Raw genomic sequence first — 20,389 nt, 5'->3', positions numbered from 1 at the left:
CAGGGACGCGGCCCGGCCGATGGTTTGGGTTGCGATTCGAGCAGTTGCAGACGCACTAATCGTCACACCGATCGTCGCACTGATCGTCACACTGATCTGTTCAACGGGTTGCCACTCGCCACGATCGGACGATTCTCCGGGTTCCGATCGCGGGGATTTGGCTTCCCAAGACTCGCATGATCGAATGCTCGACACCCTGGCGAAAATCAAAGCCGACATCCCCACACAAAACTTCTTTCTCGGAGATGCCGACCTGATCGATTTTCAGAACCAGCTCGACGTCCAACCGGACGACGCGTATGCGATGCGGGGGGCGCTGCTGTTTGAAATCGGCAGCAAAAATGTCTTTTTGGGGCAGACGACCCAGGGCATCCAACAACAGAAAGCGGCGTTCAATCTGCTCCGTCAGGCCGAGGTGCCGCAAAGTGTGTTTGACAAACTGTTCTTTTCCATTGGAGTATCGCATCTTCGAAAAGCAGAAAATGACAACTGCATCGATGCCCACACCGCGGGAAGCTGCATTTTTCCGATCCGAGAGGATGGAGTTCATGTCCATCAAGAAGAAACGCTCCGGGCGATCGCCTACTTTCACCGTGTGCTTGAGACGCGGCCGGATCACTTGCCCTCGCGCTGGTTGTTGAACCTTTCCTACATGGCGATCGGTCGTTATCCCGATGACGTTCCCGAGTCGTTTCTGATCCCACCCGACGCATTTGAATCGGAACAAACGTTTCCTCGCTTTGTGGACCGCGCCCCGGAACTGGGGCTAAACACCTTCAGTCTGGCCGGCGGAGCGATCGCGGACGATTTTGATGGCGACGGCCTTCTGGATCTCGTCGTCTCGTCTTGGAGTCCCGCCGGGCAACTGCGTTTGTACCATCACGATGGCGACGGGAGTTTCTCTGACCAGACCGAACAGGCCGGGCTGTTGGGCATCTACGGTGGGTTGAACTTGCTGCAGACAGACTTTGATAACGATGGGGACCTCGACCTGTTCGTTCTGCGTGGCGGTTGGTTGGGCGAGTCCGGTCGCCACCCCAATTCGCTGTTGCGCAACGACGGCAACGGCCACTTTCGCGATGTCACGTTTGACGCCGGCTTGGCCGACAACAACTTCCCCACACAAACCGCCTCGTGGGCCGACTACGACAACGATGGCGATCTGGACTTGTACGTCGGCAACGAAGGTTTTCCGAACCAGCTCTTTCAGAACCGTTCCGATGGGACCTTTGTTGAAATCGGCACGGACGCCGGCGTCGCCGATCTGGGATTCACCAAGGGCGTCTGCTGGGGCGACTACGATGGCGATCGGTTTCCCGATCTGTACGTTTCCAATTTAGACGGTCCGAATCGGCTTTTTCGCAACCTGGGAAACGGCCGTTTCGTCGACGTGGCTCCGGAACTGGGCGTCGCGGGGCCGAACGTGAGTTTTCCGCTTTGGTTTTGGGACTACAACAACGACGGTGCGTTGGACATCTTTGTCGCAAGCTTTTCACAAAGCGTTGACCCGATCGCCGCCGACTTTCTGGATCTTCCCCATCGTACGGAAATGGATTGCCTGTACCAAGGTGACGGGGCGGGCGGGTTCACCGAAGTCGCTGCGGAGAGAAACTTGCGACGGGTGACACAACCGATGGGTTCCAATTTCGGCGACCTGGACAATGACGGCTACTTGGATTTTTACCTGGGAACCGGATTTCCAGACTTCGAAGCGCTGGTCCCCAATCAGATGTTTCGCAACGTCGCCGGCGAATCGTTTGCAAACGTGACCACCGCGGGCGGATTCGGGCATCTACAGAAAGGCCACGCAGTCGCGTTCGCCGATTTGGATCACGACGGAGACCAGGACGTGTTGCATGAACTCGGCGGCTGGTTCGCCGGCGACGCGTATGGAAACGCGTTGTTCGAGAATCCTGGATTCGGCAACCACTGGATCGTCGTCAAGCTGGTCGGTACCGAGTCGAACGCCGCCGCGATCGGGGCACGCATCCGCGTCGATCTCAGCGACGGATCAACGGAGCGTTCGATCTATCGTTGGGTCAACAGCGGCGGCAGTTTTGGTGGCAACCCGCTGCGTCAACACATCGGACTGGGACAGTCCAATCGCATCACGCGACTGGAAGTGTTTTGGCCCACGACAGGCAAGACGCAGGTTTTTGAGGATTTGCAGGCCAGCCAGTTCATCCGCATCACCGAAGGCCGATCCGACTTCGAAACGCTTCCGTACACAGCTGCGCCGTTTTCCAGCGACGCCACCACCGAGACCGGCCATGCACATCATCACCACCTCGATGGCCAGCCCTAACGGTTCCTGCTGAATGGGTGTGTCGCCGCAAACCAAACCACGGTCGCGTTTACCGAAACACGCCGACGATTCGCCAAAGGCCCAACAACGCGACGCCGATCACCACGAACAACGCCAGACCTTGCCGCCCCCGCCCAGCGGTTTCTCCCGTCGTTCGTCCTTGTCTGGCCACAACCCACAACAGGAAACAGGCGACAATCGGTAACAACAGCCCGTTGGCAACTTGCGCAAATTGAATCGTCAGTGCGGGACTCTTGCCAAACCAGATCGCAACCAGCCCGCCGACAAACACCACGCCGAGTGCGATCACCCGAAAGCGTCGACTCGATGGATCCGCGTCCCACTGCAGCGAACCGCAGATCGCATACGCGGTTGCGATCGGCGCCGTGACCGCGCTGGTCAGCCCGGCCGCAAACAAACCCAGTGCGAACGCGATGCCGCCACCTCGGCCCAGGGCGGGCTCGAGCTGCTGGGCGATTTGATCGATCGATGTCCAGGGCGTTCCGGTCTGGTGAAACGCCGTGCTTGCGGTCACCAAAATCGAAGCCGTCACCAACCCGCCCAGTGCGACCGATAAGCCGGTGTCCCAATCCGATTGCGTCATCGCCTGATCGGGATCAGCACCTCTCCAAGTCGCCGCGGCGCCGCTGGCATGCAGAAACAGGTTGTAGGGAACGATCGTGGTTCCAATCAGCGCGATCACGATCGTCAAGTTCTCCGCGTTGAGCCGCGGCAGGAAAACGCCTCTCAAGATCTGCGTCGCAGGCGGCATCGAAATCACTCCGGCGATCAGGAACGATCCACTCAAAAGGATCACCCAGGCGACCAAGACGCGGTGCAGAACCTTGTATCGCCCCAGCCAAATCACTCCCGACGTCAATACGATCAGAATGGCCAACCAAACGACGGCGTCTCCATGAGTCACCGAAGTGATGCCGGCAGCAGCCCCCGTCAGATTTCCCGTCTGATACGCCGCGTTTCCCACACCGATCGCTGCGATCACCAAAACGATCGCCGGTCGCAGCCATCGCGACTGTGAGAGTGATTGCCGAATCGATTCCCCCAAACCTGCTCCGCTCAGGATTCCCAATCGGGCGGCGAGTGATTGCAGCACGATGGTTCCGAAGCTTGCGAACACAATCGTCCACAGCAAGTCGCATCCGAATTGGGCTCCCGCCCGACTGGCCGTGATGACGGTGCCCGGTCCGATGAACGCCGCAGTGACCAGCAAGCCTGGGCCGAGCCGAAACCGGACTCGCGGCTTGACCGCCGTCCCATCACTGCCCGCCATCGACGACCCCGACCCTAGCGATCGCATACAAGCCAAACGTTGCCAACCAGTGATCGCCCTCGTAGTGACCACTGTTGATGTACGCCAATCCCGCCGCAAGATGCGACTCCGCGTTCTCATTCAAAACGCGCTTCAGTGGATGGTCTTGCCGAAGTGCCGACGCAACCGACCGCAGGCACCAGGCGCGATTGAGATTCAGTCCCGCCAGGTGAACGATCTTGGGATCCGTCACATCGCTGACCACCACCGGCGCGATCGTGCCGTCGGTCAATTGCGTCGCCAGCTTGGGCACAAACTGGGTCAACCAGTTCTCGAACTCGGGTCCCGGCAACACCCGGCGCATCAAATCGGCTTCGTTCCAACACGACGAGAAAAAATCATGCCCTGAAGGTTCATAGTGCACGGGGTAATCGAGGTCGGTCGCAAAGTACGCTTTCGCTCGATCGATCACCAAATCCTGCAATTCAGGTTGTTCCATCGCACGGGCATAATCCAAGATCTGTCCCAACGCGAATCCCGTGTCGGTATGCTGGCCGATTCGAATCGGAAACGTCAGCTTTGGCAGATAGTCTCTCACGCGTCGCACCAAGACTTCTTCCAGCGGGCGCAGATTGTCTCGCCATCGTTTCGCATCCGCATCGTCCCAGCCGTCGAGTTCGATCACCAAGCGAAACAACCACGACCAACCATACATCCGCTCGAACGTCTTCTGCTCGTCCCGGGCAAAGAACGCAGCCTCCTGCTTCAGGTTCTCTTCCGACAGGTGCCGCGACAGCACCTCGCGAACCTTGGGTGCCGACGCCATGCCGGGGTAGTCTTTTAACAACCGAACCAGAACCCAATGCCCATGCACGCTACTGTGCCAGTCGTAGCAACCGTAGAAGGCCGGGAAATGCTCACGCGGTGCTTTGATCTGATCCTTGTTCAGATAAACCAAGGACAGTTTGTTGGGGAACTCCGTATCGACTCCTTTCAGTACCAGCTTCGCCCACGACTCAGCCATCTCGGCGTTCATGACGACCGGAGTGGACGACTGTGCGATCGCATTGCTGCTGCTTTGGAACATCGAAAACGCGACACAGACGACCCCTCCCCAGCGGACAAGTTGTCGCGGGGATGGCTTTGAATGGGCAGACACGTGGAGCGGTATCATCGGCATGTGGGATCAAACGCGTAGAATTTCGGGGCGAACAACGGTGCATCATGACAGATGATCTGTCCCCGCTTGTGCGTCAGGACCCGATTGTTGGTCAGAAAATGGGTTGGTCAGAAAATGGGTTGGTCAGAAAATGTCTGACGCGGATCAATCGCCGTGCACGGCTCCCATTTTTTGACCAACAAATCTTTTGACCACCCCCAGCCGGTACTGTGAAAGGCACAGCGGCCCTCTCCATTGACGCCTTCGATTCCGACTCGGGAATCGATGACTCCGTGACCGGCGTCACCGACACCGACGCACCGTCGGCCATTCCGGAACCGACCGCCTCCCCAACCGATTGATGTCCGTCAACTGGCGGTCAGTCTGGTCAGCCAAGAACGGGCGAGTAAGACGCCCATCCGGTGGAAAAGGACTATCCGGCGGAGCAAGGTTTTTTTCCGCCAGAGATCGGTGCGCCAGGGGAGTCGCCCGTTCGAGATGGAGCCATCATTTGGCGGCGGAGGAACCAACGTGGCTCCTTTGATGCCAATCCGTCCCCTGCGTGTGGTTTTTCTCCAGAGTTTTCAAAGTTTTTTAACGTTGGCACAAATTCTGCAGAGGGCTTAGCGGAGGTTACTACACACCTTCTCTCCCGCACCATGTAACGACCGCTTGTTTCGGAGCTACGCGATGTCCGCCGGCAATCTTCACCCCGCCTATCTTCCTCTTCGCCACGAGCAGCGACGCGTGTTGCGTCACCGTGCGGCGGGCAGTGAGACGGTCAACCGACCCCTTCAGCTCCACGCGCACTCGCGGCCGTGGTGGGTGATGCTGATCGCCAGTGTCGTGGCCCTGGGAACCAGCGGCTACCTGGCGTGGTCGTCCTTCACCGCATCCCCCGTCGCCGGTTGCGACGGAGGCAGCCTCTTCAATTGCGAACACGTGCTGCACAGTCGGTGGTCGACGGTCTTGTCCCTGCCGGTCAGCGTTCCCGCGTTGGCGCTGTACGCCACCGTCATCTCGCTACTGCTTTGGAATCCGGCGTCGGAGTCCGTTGCACGAATGCGCTGGACGATCCTGGGCGCTGCGTCGCTGACCGCCGGATTGGCGGCGATCTGGTTTGTCGCCCTGCAAGTGTTTTCGCTCAATCACCTGTGTCCCTACTGCCTGGTCGCCCACAGCTGCGGGATCGTTCTCGCCGCGACGTTTCTGTGGAATCGCCCGATCACCTCGGCTGGGCTGAAGTGGTCGGCAGGGTTTGCCGGCCTCTCCTTGATCGGGTTGATCGCGTTGCAGAGCATGAATGCTGAACCGGAGACGTTCGAGGTGATCGAATACCCCGACGCGGCTCCGGCTCAGGTTGGGACATCCGTGACATCGCCGATCGAGCCGCAAGAAGAGATGCTGTTTGAATCACCAGTCGCATCTTTGGATGCGGATTCAAATCAGCTAGCCAAGGATCTCGGACGTGAGTTCGAGTCCGTCGTCGCGATGCTGGTCCATCCGGCGTCACTGTTGACGCTCCAGGTCACCGAACCGGCCAGCCAGCCCCGCACCGTTAGCATTCTCAACGGAATGAAACTGGCCCCCGCCAGTTGGCCGTTGCTGGGCAAGCCTGATGCGCAGCTGGTTCTCGTGGAGATGTTTGACTACACCTGCCCGCACTGCCGGCGAACGCACGAGACCATTGAACAGGTCAGAAAGCAGTACGGCGATCGTCTCGCGGTGGTCACGCTGCCGGTCCCACTCGACGGCAAGTGCAACCCGACCATCCGCTCGACCCATGCCAGTCATCGCGAATCCTGTGAGCTTGCCAAGCTGGCGATCGCCGTTTGGCTGACCGACCGCAGCCAATTCGACGGTTTTCACAGTTACCTGTTCGACGCCCAGCCCGGCTACGCACAAGCGATGGCGAAGGCAAAGGCAACCGTCGACGGCGACAAACTGGATCAGCACTTGCGCAGCACCTTGCCCGCCGACTTCATCAAGCAGCACGTCACGCTGTATCAAAAAGCCGGTGCCGGGACGATCCCCAAGTTCCTGTTCCCCAAGGCGACGACCGTCGGAGCCATCGAATCATCCGACGCGATGATTCGTTTGATCAACCAGCACCTGTCTTCTTAGAGACGGGCGAGAGCCGAGAGCGGGAATGAGAAGGCTCGTTGCATAACTCCGTTCGGGAAACGCTGCAATGCATTTCCCCCGGGCGTTTGACGAGGTTTGCAACTCGTTCTGAGGCTCCGCCTTGGAACGCAATGCCGATGGGGCTCCACCTCCGTTCGTCGCGCGAGGCGGAAACCGATCCGTAGCATTTGCCCGAATGGCATCCACAACATAGCCTGGGGTCAGGGGGCGAGCGCAGCGGAGCGACCACCACCCCAGGAAAGGAAAGCCAAATTCTCGCCCTCCCCCATTCGATCGGCGGCGGCAGAGCCGCCGCCGATCGAATGGGGGAGGGGTTTCTGAATCAACGTGACGGATTGCTCGACGCGCGGAGCACGGAGAGTTGCTTTTGTAACTCCAGCCCTTCCCTGGCATTTGGGTCCAAGGTCAGCACGATTCGGACCTCTCGAATCGCCGCGTCCAGTTGTCGTGATTCCATCAACCGTCGCGCCAATTGGATTCGCCAAGCCACCTTGGTCGGGTCATGATTTAGGGCCAGACGCAACGAGTGGATCGACTCCTCCGGCTTTCCCAGCATTCCGTAGCACCTGGATTGCATCTCATAAAGCGTTCCCTCATCGAGACGTCGTTTGGTAGCCGAAGGTGTCGCCAGTAGCTGAAGTGTTCGCTTGGCGCATTGGTCACGAACATCGGAATCCGGTTTGCGATCGAAATACAACGCCGCTGCTAACGTGACCACCGGGTCTGCGGGCAACAGCCGTTCAATGATCTCGTCGGGGCCCAGCTTCGTTTCAACCAGGCTCAGCACATCGTGCAAGTACTTCGTCGAATAGGTCAGTGATTCGTTCCAGTGTTCGACGGCTTCGGACAATCCCGATTCGTTCAATGCCAGTTGGCCGGTCAGGAAAGCGAGGTTTGGATCACCGGGGTGAAGCGTCCTGGCCCAACGCAGGTCATCCAGTCGTTCCCGGTTGTTCTTTTGGTGACGACCGTAGTTGGCCAGCCAAACACTGGGTTCCCAGGCAAGCGGGCACAGTTTCATCGCGATGATGCTGTGTTCATTGATCAGATCGACCAACACCTTTTTCGACGCGGGCGAATCCAACCGGTCCATCGCCAACTGGCTCGCTTTGGCGACTTGCAACTGTCGGGTGATGTCCTCAGGCGTCAACTTGGCCGCACTGACCATGTTCTCAAGTGACTGCTTCGGCATCGATTGATCCATCCGCTCGGCCGCGGCGATTGAAAATCGTTCTGCCAGATGGTAGCGACGCTTGGTGTAGAGGGCAAAAAAGGTGAAGCCAATCACAGTCAACGCGGTGACGGTCAATCCCAAACGCGCAAAGGCGTTCGCAACCGCCGCCATCGGTCGGTCTTTGGCAGGTTGCGATTGCCGTCGACGCTCCCGTGAACCGACGCGTTGGGAGCAAAGGAGTGCGGCAACGATCACCGCGAACATCCCCGTCGCCGGAACACGCAAACCGAAGTCGACCAAGCTATGCGCAAGCACGGCCAGCAATCCGATGCACGCGCCTGCCGACAATGCACTGCGACGTGCCCCGATGGCAATTTGGTACACAACCACACCGGCCATCAAAACCAGCGACAGCAGCCCCACGATTCCGTACTCGTTCAAGACATCCAGGAACTCATTGTCAGCCCGGATAGACTTGTTCGTTTCGCTGGTCCACTGCGGATCCCCGGTCATCTGAATCGTTTCCCAATAGCGATACGTTTCGCCACCAGATCCGAACCAGGGAAACTCGGGAACGCTGGACAGTGCCGCCTTCCACAGAATCCAGCGTCCATCGCCGGAGTAGCGGTCGGATTCGCCGAGCATGTTGAGACGGGATTCATAGAAATCGAATCCGACCCATGCCAGCAGCAGCGTGGTGGCGGCCGCGACGGCAACGCCCAAAACCAGCCAGCGTTTGACTCCGCCGACGCTCATCCGCAGCAACAACACCACGGTGATCGCGACGACCGCCGACAACACACCGCCACGCGAGACGCAGACGATCAAGCTGGCGATGATGAAGACCAACGCGACCAACAGCCACGTCGCGATGCCGTCGGCGAGCAACAACCGATGCCAATGCCGTCCCATCTTCTCCAACCGTTCCATCAACAACCCCAGAGTCAGGCCCAACCCCAGATTCATGAAGAATGGAAAATGGTTGCGATTGACGAAGGGGCCAAACCCCAATCCACCCGGGATCTCGTACGTCCAGTAGGCCAGCCCGTCATGGGATCCGAAATGCTGGGCGATCCCAAAAATCGCCAGCGCCGTGGCAACCATGACCGCCGCGATGCTCAAACGCCGCAAACTCCGTTCGGGCGAATGAAAGCAGCACACCATGCCGAACAGACAAGCCGCGGCAAGGCATCGAATCAGAAACTGGAAACTTCCGCCCGCATTGAGCCCGAGCTTGGAGCCCGAGAACCAAGGTGATGCAGCATCCGTCGTGATGCTGCGTTGACCAGCAAGAGAGGCCGCCGAACCATGGTCTGCTGTCCAGGTCGAGACGCCTGGGGCGAGTTGGTCGACGGCCCAATCGGGAAGCGGGATCAAGTGCAGTCCGGCGACCGCCGCCAAGCCCAGCATCCCCACCAAGATCAGTCGTCCCGACCATCCGGCCCTCCATCCAGGTCTCGCCCCGAACATCAGCCAGACGGAGAACACAAGCAACGCGCAAGCGAGCTCACAGAACAAGAAGAATTCGGCACTTGCCCCTGCAGACCCGAAGGGCCAAGGTGAACACAGCACCATCCCCAGCAGCAACGCCTCAACGACGGCTTGGGACGACGCGCCGATACGATCCGAAGCGTTCAATGAATTGACTTTTCCGCCCAATCGTTGGTGTCCAGGCTTTAGCCGCCCCTTCCGAGGTCGCAGACCGATCCCCCTACGCGAATTCGTGTCACACACCGCTCGCGGTCGAGGTCAAAGCAAGAGAAGCGATGATAGGCATGGCCGCGCACCAGCTGAACACGAGCATGCTGATGCTTTTGGTCGTCCTAAGCGGGACAGTCCATTCGGGCGATTTCGGCCCGACGTTCCACAGCCAACGATCGGCTAAAGCCTAGACACCAGCGCGCTCCCGGCCACTCCGCTACCAGGACAAATTTCAAATCCGAGATATTTGATTTGAAACTTGCGAACTCGACTTCGAATTCGCAATGCAAGACGGTTCGCCGCCCGCGAACCAGAATGCTAAGAAATCAATGCGACTCTTCCCGGAAGAATCAGAATCCGCCGGGCGTGAAGATGCCGCATCGCGTTCGGCGTGCCGTGAATTCCCAATCCTGCAGCAATTCCGCTTCGGCGACGTCGCTGGGATTTTCGCTCAGGGAGACGGCCTCCGCCAGGTCCAACGTTTCCGTGGCCGGCACCGGTGCCATCGCAACGGCAGCCGCGCTGCCGATCAGCAAAACACAGAGTCCAACGCACGTTCCAATTTTCAGCTTATTCATACTTGAAGTCCTCGGATGATGAATCGATCTAACTTTAGGGCTACAGACATTTTTTGGCAAGATAGACGACATAGAAAACCTATTCCCGTCGGCCACCTTTCGCCGTTCAGATTCGCCGCCGACGACGACGCAGTCCTGTGACCAGGCCGATCGCCGCAAATGCCAGCAGACTGCTCGGCTCGGGAACCGCCGACACGCTGAACGAGAGGTCGGTGGTGTGAATATTTGTCGTGAATGGATCGCCCACCAAATCCGCTTGTCGTTCAATGGCGAGACCATCACCAGTCGGAGAATCTGAAAAGGCGATGCCCCACAAATTTCCGCCGCCCGCGCCGGTATCCTCGTAGGGCAGTGCGGCAGCCACTGAAAACCAGTAAGTCTCTCCGCCCATCGCTAAGAAAGGCGTGACATCGGCCGAGTAGGCATAGTAACCCGGCAGAAGCGGGGTCTCGGATGCCGTCCCCACGTCAAACGTGTACAAGGGCGCCAATGCTGGCTTGTTGGAGTCGTCGGCGAAAATGCTGATCTGAAACTTGTCCGCCGCATGAATCGTTTCCCCAGCGATATTATTAAACGCGTAACCACCCAACCAACTGAACGATGTAACAGTCAAATCGCTCGAAAAGGAAAAGTCGTCGTAAAACGTGTTGAAGTCCTGCCGCAGATCGGAAGGGTCAGCGCTGGGGAGGACATTCGTGTCTAATTGCGAAAGCCCCAAAGTGCTCCCAGCATGAAACACCGGGGGGGGCACAATCTGGTCAAAAACAACACCCGCTTTCGCGTCCGATGCCGTCACCCACGAACTCACGACGATCACCGCCGCGAGCGTCAGAAAACGAAACTTTTTTGATGAATATTTCATAAAGCACCTTTTGATCTACTCTGGAAAGAACACTGCAAGTTTGGCTCGACCGCGTCGAGTGTTTGTGAATATATGGAAAGCCCGTCATCGCACGCTCAGCCTCGCGAGGTAAACTCCGAAGCGCGCGTCATCAAACCCGCCAAGGCGCTTGGTTGGTCAGACCCATTAAAGGTCCTTACTTCGATCCAACAAGGGCAACGCAGATGAAGATTGAATTCACGAGCAGTAGGGAATGTCGCTACGCGGTAGCTTCCAACAATGGGCAATGAGCAACCGCTACAGACTGGCGTTTTTTATGGACTCTTGGTGGACAGTCGCGCGGTCGGTTCGGCGTCTCCTTCACGCGCTTGAGCAACGCTCGACACGCCGTCCGTCCACATGGGTGGACACGCATTTTTTGGACGGTTGGTGCGTGCGGTATTAGACGTCGCGATACACACCACTGATGTCAATCAACCGCATCAGGGGCATCGTCGCGCCCGTCCGGCGGAAGGTCAGCTTGAACACTATTACGCTCGACAAACTCGCGCAACGCTTCGACTCCACAGTAGTAAGCACTGCCGTCGCTGTTGCCGCTGGCCACCCCGATCAGACGGCCACGTTTGTCCAGTAACGCGCTGCCGGACATTCCTGGAGATGACTCTTGGCCAAGACGCCAGTAGGCCACGCCAACATCGTCTTCACTGCGCCGTGCGGTTCGTCGCGTTACATCGCTGACTCTTGAGACGACCGGCGCACCCGAACCCGTGCAATCGACGATCCACGCCTCGTTGAGGATGGATGGCTCCGCTCGATCGGATGGTTCAGAGCTGTCGAATAGTCGCGGCTCCGCGGCAGCCACCGCAACACATTCAGCCGGGCGGATCAGTGCCGTTACACGCAGGTAAGCTAAATCGATGTCCGGATCGGAGCGAAGGATTGTCACGGCGGAGGGCGCATGACGAAGTGTCGTGCCCACTGCCGATGACGACCGAAACGACTCGATTCCATACCGGCCCGGTTTTTCAATCACATGATAAGCCGTGACAACATCGAATGATCCCTCGCGCATCGCAACGACGACTCCGCTGCCGATCATTTGTTGGTTCGCATCAACAATCCGGACTGCCGTTGCCCGCCCCAGTGCTTCGATTCGTTTCCTCGTCATCGGCCCCGCAAGCGAGTCGCTCAGATCTTGCGTTCTGGCGTTACGATCGAGCGCGGCAACCGTGGATCCCTTCCCATCCGTTGTAGTATCGCTGACCGCGACAGCTTCGGGCGTCATCCAATCAGGAAGTTTGCTATTGTCCAGTTCGCCGTCTAAGCCAATCACAGACAGGTAGCCCAATTGCACCACCACCAAAACCAAGCAGACGGAAGCAATAAAACGTTTCATCAGTCAACCCTGACGACGGCAAGATGACAAAGCACTAAACCGAACAGCCCTGGTCCGCTGCGGGGGCCGACGGCGAGCTGATCAGGCGGACCAGCAACGTGAAACACTCCGCCGCACCGACACCCGCAAACGTGTACCCCACGTCCGGCCAGCTAAACCCGCGTGTCGGGATCCACAACTGCATGAACTCCAACCCGACCAGCACGGTCAACACCACGGTAAGCAGCAATCGTCGCCGCCGATCCGACGTTTCCGACACCAGCAGGAACGCAGGTACCAGACACACGCCGAGCGCCATCACAAACGTCCGAAAGTTGAAATTTGCATCCAACCAGGCAATGATCGGGTTCGGCAAGACCGCCAAGTCCGCCGCCGTCGTGCCGGGTTTCAAGATTGCGTAGGCGGCGATCGACAGTGTCATCACCAGCCAACCGCTGACCAAATGAAGACGCCAAGCTTGAATGCGTTCTCGGTTCACACGGTCTCCACCGCCGTCGATCTGATCTGTCACGTCCACGGTTCATTGTCCTGTTGTAGGATGAATGTCCGTGATCAACCCGTCTCGGGAGTGCGCATTGATCGCCGGAGTGCCAGCCGCTTCGGCCGCATCAAACCGCATTGCTTCCACGCAGGCGGTGTCGCTCGGGATCGCAGCGGTGGGTGGACCGACACTGGCGACGCAGACACGTCCCTCGTCGATCTCGCAGGCGTCTTTCAAATCGCGAATCCACTGCGCCAGAATCGATCGCCGCCCCAAATGCTTGACCGCATATAGCCGCGCCGCAGCGCCCATCGATTCCCGCAGCGGCGCGTCGGCGGCCAATCGCACGACCGCATCCCCGAACGCCACGTCATCGGCCGGCGGAACCACGATCCCGTGCCCCTCGACGACGTCGGCGATCTGCGTCCCCGGCGAGGCGCAGGCGACAATCGGACGCCCCGTCGCCAGCATGCCCGTCAGCTTCGACGGCATCACCAAATCGGCCGCATCGGCGCGTTGCGGTAGCAAATGAATGTCGGCACAATTCATCAGTTCGTTAAAACGTTCCATCGGTTGAAGCGGCAGAAATTGAACGTTCGGCAACCCGTCGGCCAACTCCAGCAACGATTCATAAGCCGCACCGCGTCCGCAGATGACGAAGTGCAAGTCGTCACGATCGGCGGAGCGGCGGGCAGCCTCGATAACGATTTCCAATCCCTGTTTTGCGCCGATATTTCCGGCGTACAACGCCACGCAGCGATCAGGCGGGGTGCCAAATTTCGCTCGCAAGTCGGCGCCCGCGTCGATCGGCTTCATCACCTCGCAATCGACCCAGTTGGGAAACGACACCACGCGTTCTTCGGCAACACCTTTCTGAACGAGTTTCAACAGCATGTTGGGCGAAATGCTCGAAACACGATCAAAACGCCGCATCAGGAACGCTTCGGCCGCCAAAACGACTTTCTTCAACAACGGCTGTTTCAGAATCCCGAGTTCAAACGCCGCATCGACCTCAAAGTCCTGCACATGCAGCCAAGCCTTAGCGCCACAAAGCCGGGCGGCCAACCAAGTCGTGGGCATACAAAACGCGGCCGGTTCGACCGTCATGACGACATCAGGGCGGAACCGCAATGCCTTCCAAAGCACCACCGGAATGCTCGACACCCCAAACGAAGCAAGATGCACGATCCGTTTCAGTCCCGACACCTTGCCAGGTACCCACAACGGACAGCGAATCACTTCGACACGTCCCCCGCCATCGACCGATTCGGTCACTTCTCGCGAATAAAGACTCCCGCGATATCCATCCAAGATCTTCCATTGCGGGTAATAGGGAGGCGTAGTGACAACCACCACCTCATGCCCCTGTCCGGCAAGTTCCCGCACCATCTCCCCCGAATACTTCCCGATCCCAATCTCCTCGGGAGCGTAATTCAGTCCGTGTAGCAATATTTTCATTTAAACGAGATCAACCTTGTTGGAAGACCGACACGACGATCAGGGACACAAATGAAGGCCGGACGGCGAGCGTTTGTCGGCGATTGAATCAGGGCAACCCGCATCGCGCTGCCCTCTCGTCATTCTGCCTGCCATTGTCTTGCCCCCATCGTTTTGCCCCACCTCTTGTCGGGCATTCGGTGTGCTTTTGTGTCTGTCCGTCGATCAAGCCTACGGCTTGTGCGCCACCGCAGCATCCGTAAGCAACGGCCGTGGCGCCTCCGCCTTTGCAGTTTCGAGCGTCTCAGCACGCAGCTCTTGAATCTTGCAGTACACCTGCGTGAAGTAGCCCATTTTCAGGATCGCAAACGCGAGTCCACGCTTCCCATCCAAGAAGCCGCCCATCATGAAGTACGCGCCGAAGAAGTAGACGATGCCCGCAAACGGCGACTCGATTAACCGATACTTGATTTTCTGTTTCAGCGTCAGCGGCATCGTTGTCTCGCCGCGCGTCTTCATCTGCAAGAACCGACGTGCTTCCCACGAAGAGTACTCGTTGTGTTTTGCGATGTAGTGGGAAACATCGCGAAAGTCGCGGTGATCGATCTTGCTTTCGATCTTCCCCACCTCACCATCGATGATCGGGTGCTCATGAATCTCCATGTCCAGGTGACTCCATCGCGATTCATCAATCCGCTCATACTCACCGGCCCCGACACGAAACAGCGCCAGTTTCTTCAACGGATACCCATGCTTCAGTTCCTGCCCCAGAAAGTAGATCGAATAATTCAACCAATACCCTGATGCCTTGGACTTCGGAAGCGTGTTGGCGAGTTCCCGTTTGAAATCATCCGAGAGAATCTCATCGGAATCCAAAAATAGTACCCATCGAGTCTTTGGCGTATGATTGCGGAGGAACCAGTTTCGTTTTTTGGGGAATTTGCCGTCCCACTGGAATTGCACAAGCGTGGCACCATGCTCTGCGGCGATGCTCGCTGTCGCATCTTGGCTGCAGGAATCAACGACGACAATTTCGGACGCGAATCCCCTGCCGATCGCCTGCAAGCATTCCGAGAGTCTTTCCCCATCATTTTTCGTCGGGATGACGATTGTTAAATCAGGCTGGGGCACGCTGCGCCTCCTGTCCATCCCATTGCCGTTCTTTCACCAGTTTGGCCGGGTTACCTACATAAATACCATTTTCGATCGCGTCTTTGAAAACGACCGACCGCGCGCCCAAGACCGCACCTTTCCCGACCGTCACACCAGGGCCGACAAAGACCTCCGCGGCCACCCACGCCTGCTCGCCGATCACAATGGGGCGGGTGATCAACTGGAAGTTCGCATCCGAGATATCATGCGACCCGGCACAAAGAGTTGAATCTTGGGAAACGACAGCGCGGTCGGCCAACGTGATCCGGTCCATACAATAACAATTGACTCTCGGCCCCAAGCAACTGTGGGCGCCCATCGTTAAATTCGCCGGCAGCCAAATTTTTGCATTTCCATAGACGTGTGCCGTCCAGTCCACCTGGGCGCCGAATAGTCGCAGAATGGCGACACGGTACCGGTGAAGCGGAGCGGGCGTCCATGACGCCAGCACCAACCACGACAAGTTCCACACCAGCCGAGTCAATCGGCTGCCGAGCGAAAAGCTCGCTCCGCCTTCGGACGGCTTCGTCTGGGATGCGTCAAGGACTGATGCAGATTCCAACGGACTACGCCCCGGATAACGCTGAGATGAATCGAGCTGCGACCGATTCAGGTCGATAATTCTTGCCATAGCATTGCAGAGCCGACTGCCCCATCTCACCTCTCGCTTCAGCAGATAGTTTCAGCCATTGATCGATCAGACGGTTCGTCCCGATTTGCGAATCATCTTCGACAAGGCAAGCATCGTAATCCTGGATCTCGTCCCATATATTCACCTGGTTCGAAATCAAAACCGGTTTGCCGCAGGCAAGCGCTTCAACCACGGCGATCCCAAAGTTCTCTTGATGACTCGGAAGGACGAAGGCCTCACATCCGTAGAACGCACCCCACTTGGCATCGCCTCGAAGCATCCCGGGAAATGTCACTTGCGGCTTGGATCCGTCTTCGATCGAGGGCATTGCATTCCACAAGCCGAGTTGTCGCGCCAGTTCCTTCATCTCCTCGGCGTATGCCGAGTCACAGGGGCCAGCGACAACGAGTAGAGGAACTCCTTCGGCAGTTTTATATTTGCCTGCCATCTCTGCGTAGGCCCGTAACAACAGGTCAACGCCCTTCTTCGGGTGTATTCGACTAATGAACAGCAGATAGGGACGGTTTACCGCTTGCGGGCAGGCTTCCAAAAAGGCCGACTTCATTTCCGTGGTAAATCGGGGTGGGGAGGGGACTCCATAGCCCACGTTAATTTCCTGCTTCGGTCGATAGGGGCGGAACGGTTCTCGTGCCAGTTCCAATTCTTTGCGACAGGTAAAAAGCAACCCGTCCGCATGTCGCACCGTTCGGTGTTCCGCCGCTTTCCAATAAGCCCAATTGCGATACGCTTTAAGTCGCCGTGAAGGCTGTCGTTGAAACCACGGATCCAGCATGCCATGGGGCATCACATAGACTCGCGGCAAATTGGTGACACCTTCGCGTCGTAATTGCGAAACCACGCTGGTGACTGCAAACGAGTGATACGTCCACAATCCATTGATGACAACCGCATCGTAATCCGGAAGAGAATTCCTCAGCCAGCCTCGGAGCTTCTTGGAATACGCCCACGGCCCGACACGCTCACCGAGGCGGATGACCCGGAACGCATCCTTCACTCCGAAGGTGTCATCGACGCCGTCCAGGCACACTACATCATTGTCGCAATTAAGCGATGCCATTGCCGGGAGCGTGTTCCGAATTCCTTGGCAAACTCCTCCCTGGTCGGGGTTCATCGATGAGACAACTTGAAGAACTTTCATTCTGGTATTGGTCACGCTAGTAATAGTCGTCAGTCGCGATTACGCGATGAAGCCTTCTGTCCGCAGGAAGTACTTTGCTTCTTTGGATATCGCTTGAATCGGTTTTGCGGGAACTCCGCCGTACAGCATGAATTCAGTAACGTACCCCTTATTTAGGAGCGAAGAGGCGCCAAGTACGCTGTGTGCTGGTAGCGTGGCACCGCCCAAGACCACGACGTTAGTTCCAACGAACGTGTAGTCACCGATATCGATCGGAGCACTCGATTGACGACAATCTACAAGGTCGATTGAGTGAGTGAGGAATTGCGATTGATACCCAGCTACCGTCGCGAATCGGCCGATTCGAATTCGGTTGGTACAGTCGAGGTGGTGGTGTTTGGTTACGGCGGAATGACGCTCCATCACTAACTCAGAGACTCGGCCGACTTGGTGAGAAAAATGGCGTGAACCGGTGCCGGTTGGAAATCCGGTGATCCAATTCCCTCGGCCGATCGTCGCGTTTTCATCCATCACGATGCGATCAAGATGGATCGCGACATTGAATAGACCGATTCTCGTGTGGGCTGACATTTCGAGGTAACGGGGGAAAATCCATGATGCTTGGATGCGGGCCTGAGGATGGATTTTGTAACCGAACACCCATTGCAGCATCCGCCGTCGCAAGAACCATGGCATCAACACGATCAAACACTTCAGCCCGAATCGCATGGCGGTCAAACGGCGGCCCCTGAATTGTTAAACAAATTCAAGTAGGACTCCATCATCCGGCCACTGTCAAACCGCTCGCAGTTCTGCCATCCTCGCTCAATTAGATCTACCCGTGTCGATTGGTCGTCGAGACTCAACAGAGCGTTAGCAAAACCTGCAACGTCGTCGGGGGCGACATGAATGGCGGCACCGCCACTTACTTCAGGCATTGGGGGTACGTTGCTTGCGATTACCGGAGCGCCACAGGCCTGGGCCTCGATGACCGGCCACCCAAATCCTTCCGAAAAGGATGGGAAGACAAAAGCAAAGCAGCGACTGTAGAGAGCCCTCAACGTTTCATGGTCGGGACGTCGCACCTGAATGACTCTCTCTGCGAGTCCCAGCTGCGAAGCCCGCAATTCGAGCTCAGAAGTCAGCGGAGCACCGGCAAAAACAATTGCCCCCCTCCATTGTGTCCCAGCTTTCGCTGCCATCTCCAGTAACATCGCCCGGTTCTTTCGACCGAGCGACGAACCGATGTGAAGAAGGAACGATTCTTCGGGATCGATGCCCGCGGATTGAAGCAGTGGTTGCGCCTCATGACAGGGCATTGGAGAGAAGTTCGCGTTAAAGCCGTTGAGGACGACCCTCCAGTCACGTTGAGTCGTCGGGCAGGCATCGGACACCGATTCTGAAAGAGTCTTCAACTGCGAGAGCGTAGTGTCAGAGACGGCTGCAACCTTCTTGGATCTTGTAAGATTCCGCAGGATCCAAGCCTGCATCAGCTTGCCGGCCTTCGATGCGGGGCAATGAGCATCCACGTCGCCCCGGGCTCCCCGTATCGCCAGGACATCATGGCAGGTGATGGCAGATTGGTCAGGGGGAAGTTGCCGCATGTAGAACGCGTTGGAGTGATCTGCGACGTGAAAACAAGCGTCATGCAGTGTTCCGTCGCGACGCATCGTTGCGATTCGCTTGCGAAGCACTCGTGGATAACGCACCCATTTGTCGAGGTAACCGAGCCACTTGGAAATCCCGGACGTCGTGCTTGAGTGCTTCTTCGCAAAAAGCACTTCGGGCCGCCAAATCTCGGCGGCAATCCCCTGGTCCTCCGCCCCCCGCCGCAACATCTCAGCAAATCGTTCCATGCTCTGTTGGCGATCTGGCGGGTAATTACCGATGATGATGAGCTTAGGCACGCCTAATTCGCTTGGTGAAATGTTCGATCGGAGGTCTCAGCGCGTGCCCCAGTATCTTCAATGCAACGTCGTGAAAACACATGTTTCTGCTCGTAAACATTGCTTGACCGCATCGACAACTTGAGTGCGATAACTTTCCCAGGTCAATTCCGCTGCCTTTTCAACTGCAGCAGAGGACATCTCCGCCAACAGATCGCGATCCTGTTGCAATTGCTCGAGTCTTAGCGCAATGGCTTGAGGATCGTTTACGGGAATCAGGAATCCGGCAGTTTCATCTGCTACTAGATCCTCCGCACCGGCATTCGCCGTCACGACAATGGGTAACCCACATGCCAAAGCTTCTTGTTGAACGAGCGCTCGACCTTCAACAATGGACGGAAGCACGAAAGCATCCATCGAACGCATCAACTTGAGAACCTGGTCATGTGGCCGCGTCGCATGATGGATGAACACGCCATACTGCTCGGTATAAAAATCCATCGGTACGATCGGACTCCCCAAAACGTGTAGTTCAAACCGCGTCGGGTCAAGGAGCTTCATCGCCTCAAATAGGTCTGCCAAGCCCTTTCGTTGCGTCATTGATCCTACGAAGAGGACCTTTAGCCGCGTCTGCTGCCCTCTGGGACCATCTGCATCACTGTTAACCACCTGTTGACACACCTGTGTCAGCCTGGGGCTCCCAAACGGGGTCACGCTAACAAGCTTGTCGGCAACTGTACCATGGGGAAGTGAGTCCCTCACGAATCCGCTTGGGCATAGGATCGCGTCAGCGAGTTCTAACTCAGAGTCCTTTCGGGCACATTTTGAACTCGAATCGCGGGTTCCGACGAGAGTCGGTTCCCATGCCGGATAGCGTTCCGCTTGCTGTTCGAGAAGTGCTCGTGATTTGCGCCAATATGCGATTGGAAGGTCATAGATACATTTTAGGCCTAGACGTTTTGCAACTCGAAACGTCTCAAACGCCCCATCCTCGTAGCAGTATACCGCCGCAAGTTGCGATTCCATTGCCTCGACCCGACGGGCGACAGCCCGGTCAAAAGACCGATACACAGAATCGATACCGAAGAAGCTCGA

The 20,389-nt window shown here is 57.4% G+C and carries 17 protein-coding genes; 3 read left to right on the top strand and 14 right to left on the bottom strand.

What is annotated here, in order from left to right:
- Window positions 1-184 precede the first annotated feature (184 nt).
- Window positions 185-2,305, top strand: a complete 2,121-nt coding sequence (locus TBK1r_RS17370; protein ID WP_419581460.1) for an FG-GAP-like repeat-containing protein — start codon at window positions 185-187, stop codon at window positions 2,303-2,305.
- A 49-nt stretch (window positions 2,306-2,354) separates the two neighbouring features.
- Here TBK1r_RS17370 and TBK1r_RS17365 read toward each other — a convergent pair whose 3' ends face one another.
- Entirely contained in the window at window positions 2,355-3,596 is a 1,242-nt protein-coding gene (locus TBK1r_RS17365; RefSeq protein ID WP_145222758.1) for an Nramp family divalent metal transporter, read from the bottom strand.
- Window positions 3,583-4,734 (bottom strand): DUF2891 domain-containing protein, encoded by a 1,152-nt coding sequence (locus TBK1r_RS17360; RefSeq protein WP_419581459.1) that lies wholly within the window; start codon window positions 4,732-4,734, stop codon window positions 3,583-3,585. Before TBK1r_RS17360 ends, TBK1r_RS17365 begins: the two co-directional genes overlap by 14 nt.
- A gap of 230 nt (window positions 4,735-4,964) precedes the next feature.
- Between TBK1r_RS17360 and TBK1r_RS38625 the strand changes: the two genes are divergently transcribed.
- Together TBK1r_RS38625 and TBK1r_RS17355 are read left to right on the top strand one after the other, a co-directional pair.
- Complete coding sequence (locus tag TBK1r_RS38625) at window positions 4,965-5,096, top strand: hypothetical protein (protein ID WP_419581458.1); 132 nt, start codon at window positions 4,965-4,967, stop codon at window positions 5,094-5,096.
- 328 nt (window positions 5,097-5,424) lie between these two features.
- Window positions 5,425-6,858: a vitamin K epoxide reductase family protein gene (locus TBK1r_RS17355; protein WP_419581457.1), complete on the top strand. Its 1,434-nt coding sequence runs from the start codon at window positions 5,425-5,427 to the stop codon at window positions 6,856-6,858.
- Between the two features lie 343 nt (window positions 6,859-7,201).
- Here the strand turns inward: TBK1r_RS17355 and TBK1r_RS17350 are convergent, their stop codons facing one another.
- From TBK1r_RS17350 to TBK1r_RS17295, 12 genes are all read right to left on the bottom strand, one after another.
- On the bottom strand, window positions 7,202-9,691 hold the full coding sequence (locus TBK1r_RS17350; protein ID WP_145213167.1) for an O-antigen ligase family protein: 2,490 nt from the start codon (window positions 9,689-9,691) through the stop codon (window positions 7,202-7,204).
- A 413-nt stretch (window positions 9,692-10,104) separates the two neighbouring features.
- Window positions 10,105-10,332 (bottom strand): hypothetical protein, encoded by a 228-nt coding sequence (locus TBK1r_RS17345; protein WP_145213163.1) that lies wholly within the window; start codon window positions 10,330-10,332, stop codon window positions 10,105-10,107.
- A 106-nt stretch (window positions 10,333-10,438) separates the two neighbouring features.
- Complete coding sequence (locus TBK1r_RS17340) at window positions 10,439-11,128, bottom strand: PEP-CTERM sorting domain-containing protein (protein ID WP_419581456.1); 690 nt, start codon at window positions 11,126-11,128, stop codon at window positions 10,439-10,441.
- 514 nt (window positions 11,129-11,642) lie between these two features.
- On the bottom strand, window positions 11,643-12,569 hold the full coding sequence (locus TBK1r_RS17335; RefSeq protein ID WP_145213156.1) for a S1 family peptidase: 927 nt from the start codon (window positions 12,567-12,569) through the stop codon (window positions 11,643-11,645).
- 34 nt (window positions 12,570-12,603) lie between these two features.
- Window positions 12,604-13,086, bottom strand: a complete 483-nt coding sequence (locus TBK1r_RS17330; RefSeq protein ID WP_145213153.1) for a hypothetical protein — start codon at window positions 13,084-13,086, stop codon at window positions 12,604-12,606.
- A 3-nt stretch (window positions 13,087-13,089) separates the two neighbouring features.
- Window positions 13,090-14,508, bottom strand: coding sequence for a glycosyltransferase WbuB (locus TBK1r_RS17325; RefSeq protein WP_145213149.1), 1,419 nt, complete (start codon window positions 14,506-14,508; stop codon window positions 13,090-13,092).
- A 210-nt stretch (window positions 14,509-14,718) separates the two neighbouring features.
- Window positions 14,719-15,618, bottom strand: a complete 900-nt coding sequence (locus TBK1r_RS17320) for a glycosyltransferase family 2 protein (RefSeq protein ID WP_419581455.1) — start codon at window positions 15,616-15,618, stop codon at window positions 14,719-14,721.
- A complete protein-coding gene (locus tag TBK1r_RS17315) occupies window positions 15,605-16,201 on the bottom strand; it encodes an LbetaH domain-containing protein (RefSeq protein WP_419581454.1) in 597 nt (198 codons plus the stop codon). The genes TBK1r_RS17320 and TBK1r_RS17315 overlap by 14 nt, the downstream gene beginning before the upstream one ends.
- Window positions 16,202-16,205: 4 nt before the next feature.
- Entirely contained in the window at window positions 16,206-17,429 is a 1,224-nt protein-coding gene (locus tag TBK1r_RS17310; RefSeq protein ID WP_419581453.1) for a glycosyltransferase, read from the bottom strand.
- A gap of 39 nt (window positions 17,430-17,468) precedes the next feature.
- The gene (locus tag TBK1r_RS17305; RefSeq protein WP_419581452.1) at window positions 17,469-18,104 is read right to left on the bottom strand and encodes an acyltransferase; all 636 of its coding nucleotides are present in this window, start codon (window positions 18,102-18,104) and stop codon (window positions 17,469-17,471) included.
- Between the two features lie 38 nt (window positions 18,105-18,142).
- A complete protein-coding gene (locus TBK1r_RS17300) occupies window positions 18,143-19,189 on the bottom strand; it encodes a glycosyltransferase family 4 protein (RefSeq protein ID WP_419581451.1) in 1,047 nt (348 codons plus the stop codon).
- 183 nt (window positions 19,190-19,372) lie between these two features.
- On the bottom strand, window positions 19,373-20,320 hold the full coding sequence (locus tag TBK1r_RS17295) for a glycosyltransferase family 4 protein (protein ID WP_419581569.1): 948 nt from the start codon (window positions 20,318-20,320) through the stop codon (window positions 19,373-19,375).
- Between the last annotated feature and the right edge of the window lie 69 nt (window positions 20,321-20,389).

This window comes from Stieleria magnilauensis (assembly GCA_007753675.1).
Lineage (GTDB): Bacteria > Planctomycetota > Planctomycetia > Pirellulales > Pirellulaceae > Stieleria > Stieleria magnilauensis.
Note: the sequence above shows the minus strand (reverse complement) of the source record. Positions and strands in the feature narration are given on the sequence as shown.

Excerpts from the sequence above, each read along its gene's own strand:
- TBK1r_RS17370 (WP_419581460.1), top strand. The coding sequence starts at position 185 with ATGCTCGACACCCTGGCGAAAATCAAAGCCGACATCCCCACACAAAAC.
- TBK1r_RS17365 (WP_145222758.1), bottom strand. The coding sequence starts at position 3,596 with ATGGCGGGCAGTGATGGGACGGCGGTCAAGCCGCGAGTCCGGTTTCGG.
- TBK1r_RS17355 (WP_419581457.1), top strand. The coding sequence starts at position 5,425 with ATGTCCGCCGGCAATCTTCACCCCGCCTATCTTCCTCTTCGCCACGAG.
- TBK1r_RS17345 (WP_145213163.1), bottom strand. The coding sequence starts at position 10,332 with ATGAATAAGCTGAAAATTGGAACGTGCGTTGGACTCTGTGTTTTGCTG.
- TBK1r_RS17335 (WP_145213156.1), bottom strand. The coding sequence starts at position 12,569 with ATGAAACGTTTTATTGCTTCCGTCTGCTTGGTTTTGGTGGTGGTGCAA.
- TBK1r_RS17325 (WP_145213149.1), bottom strand. The coding sequence starts at position 14,508 with ATGAAAATATTGCTACACGGACTGAATTACGCTCCCGAGGAGATTGGG.
- TBK1r_RS17310 (WP_419581453.1), bottom strand. The coding sequence starts at position 17,429 with ATGAAAGTTCTTCAAGTTGTCTCATCGATGAACCCCGACCAGGGAGGA.
- TBK1r_RS17305 (WP_419581452.1), bottom strand. The coding sequence starts at position 18,104 with ATGCCATGGTTCTTGCGACGGCGGATGCTGCAATGGGTGTTCGGTTAC.
- TBK1r_RS17295 (WP_419581569.1), bottom strand. The coding sequence starts at position 20,320 with ATGGAATCGCAACTTGCGGCGGTATACTGCTACGAGGATGGGGCGTTT.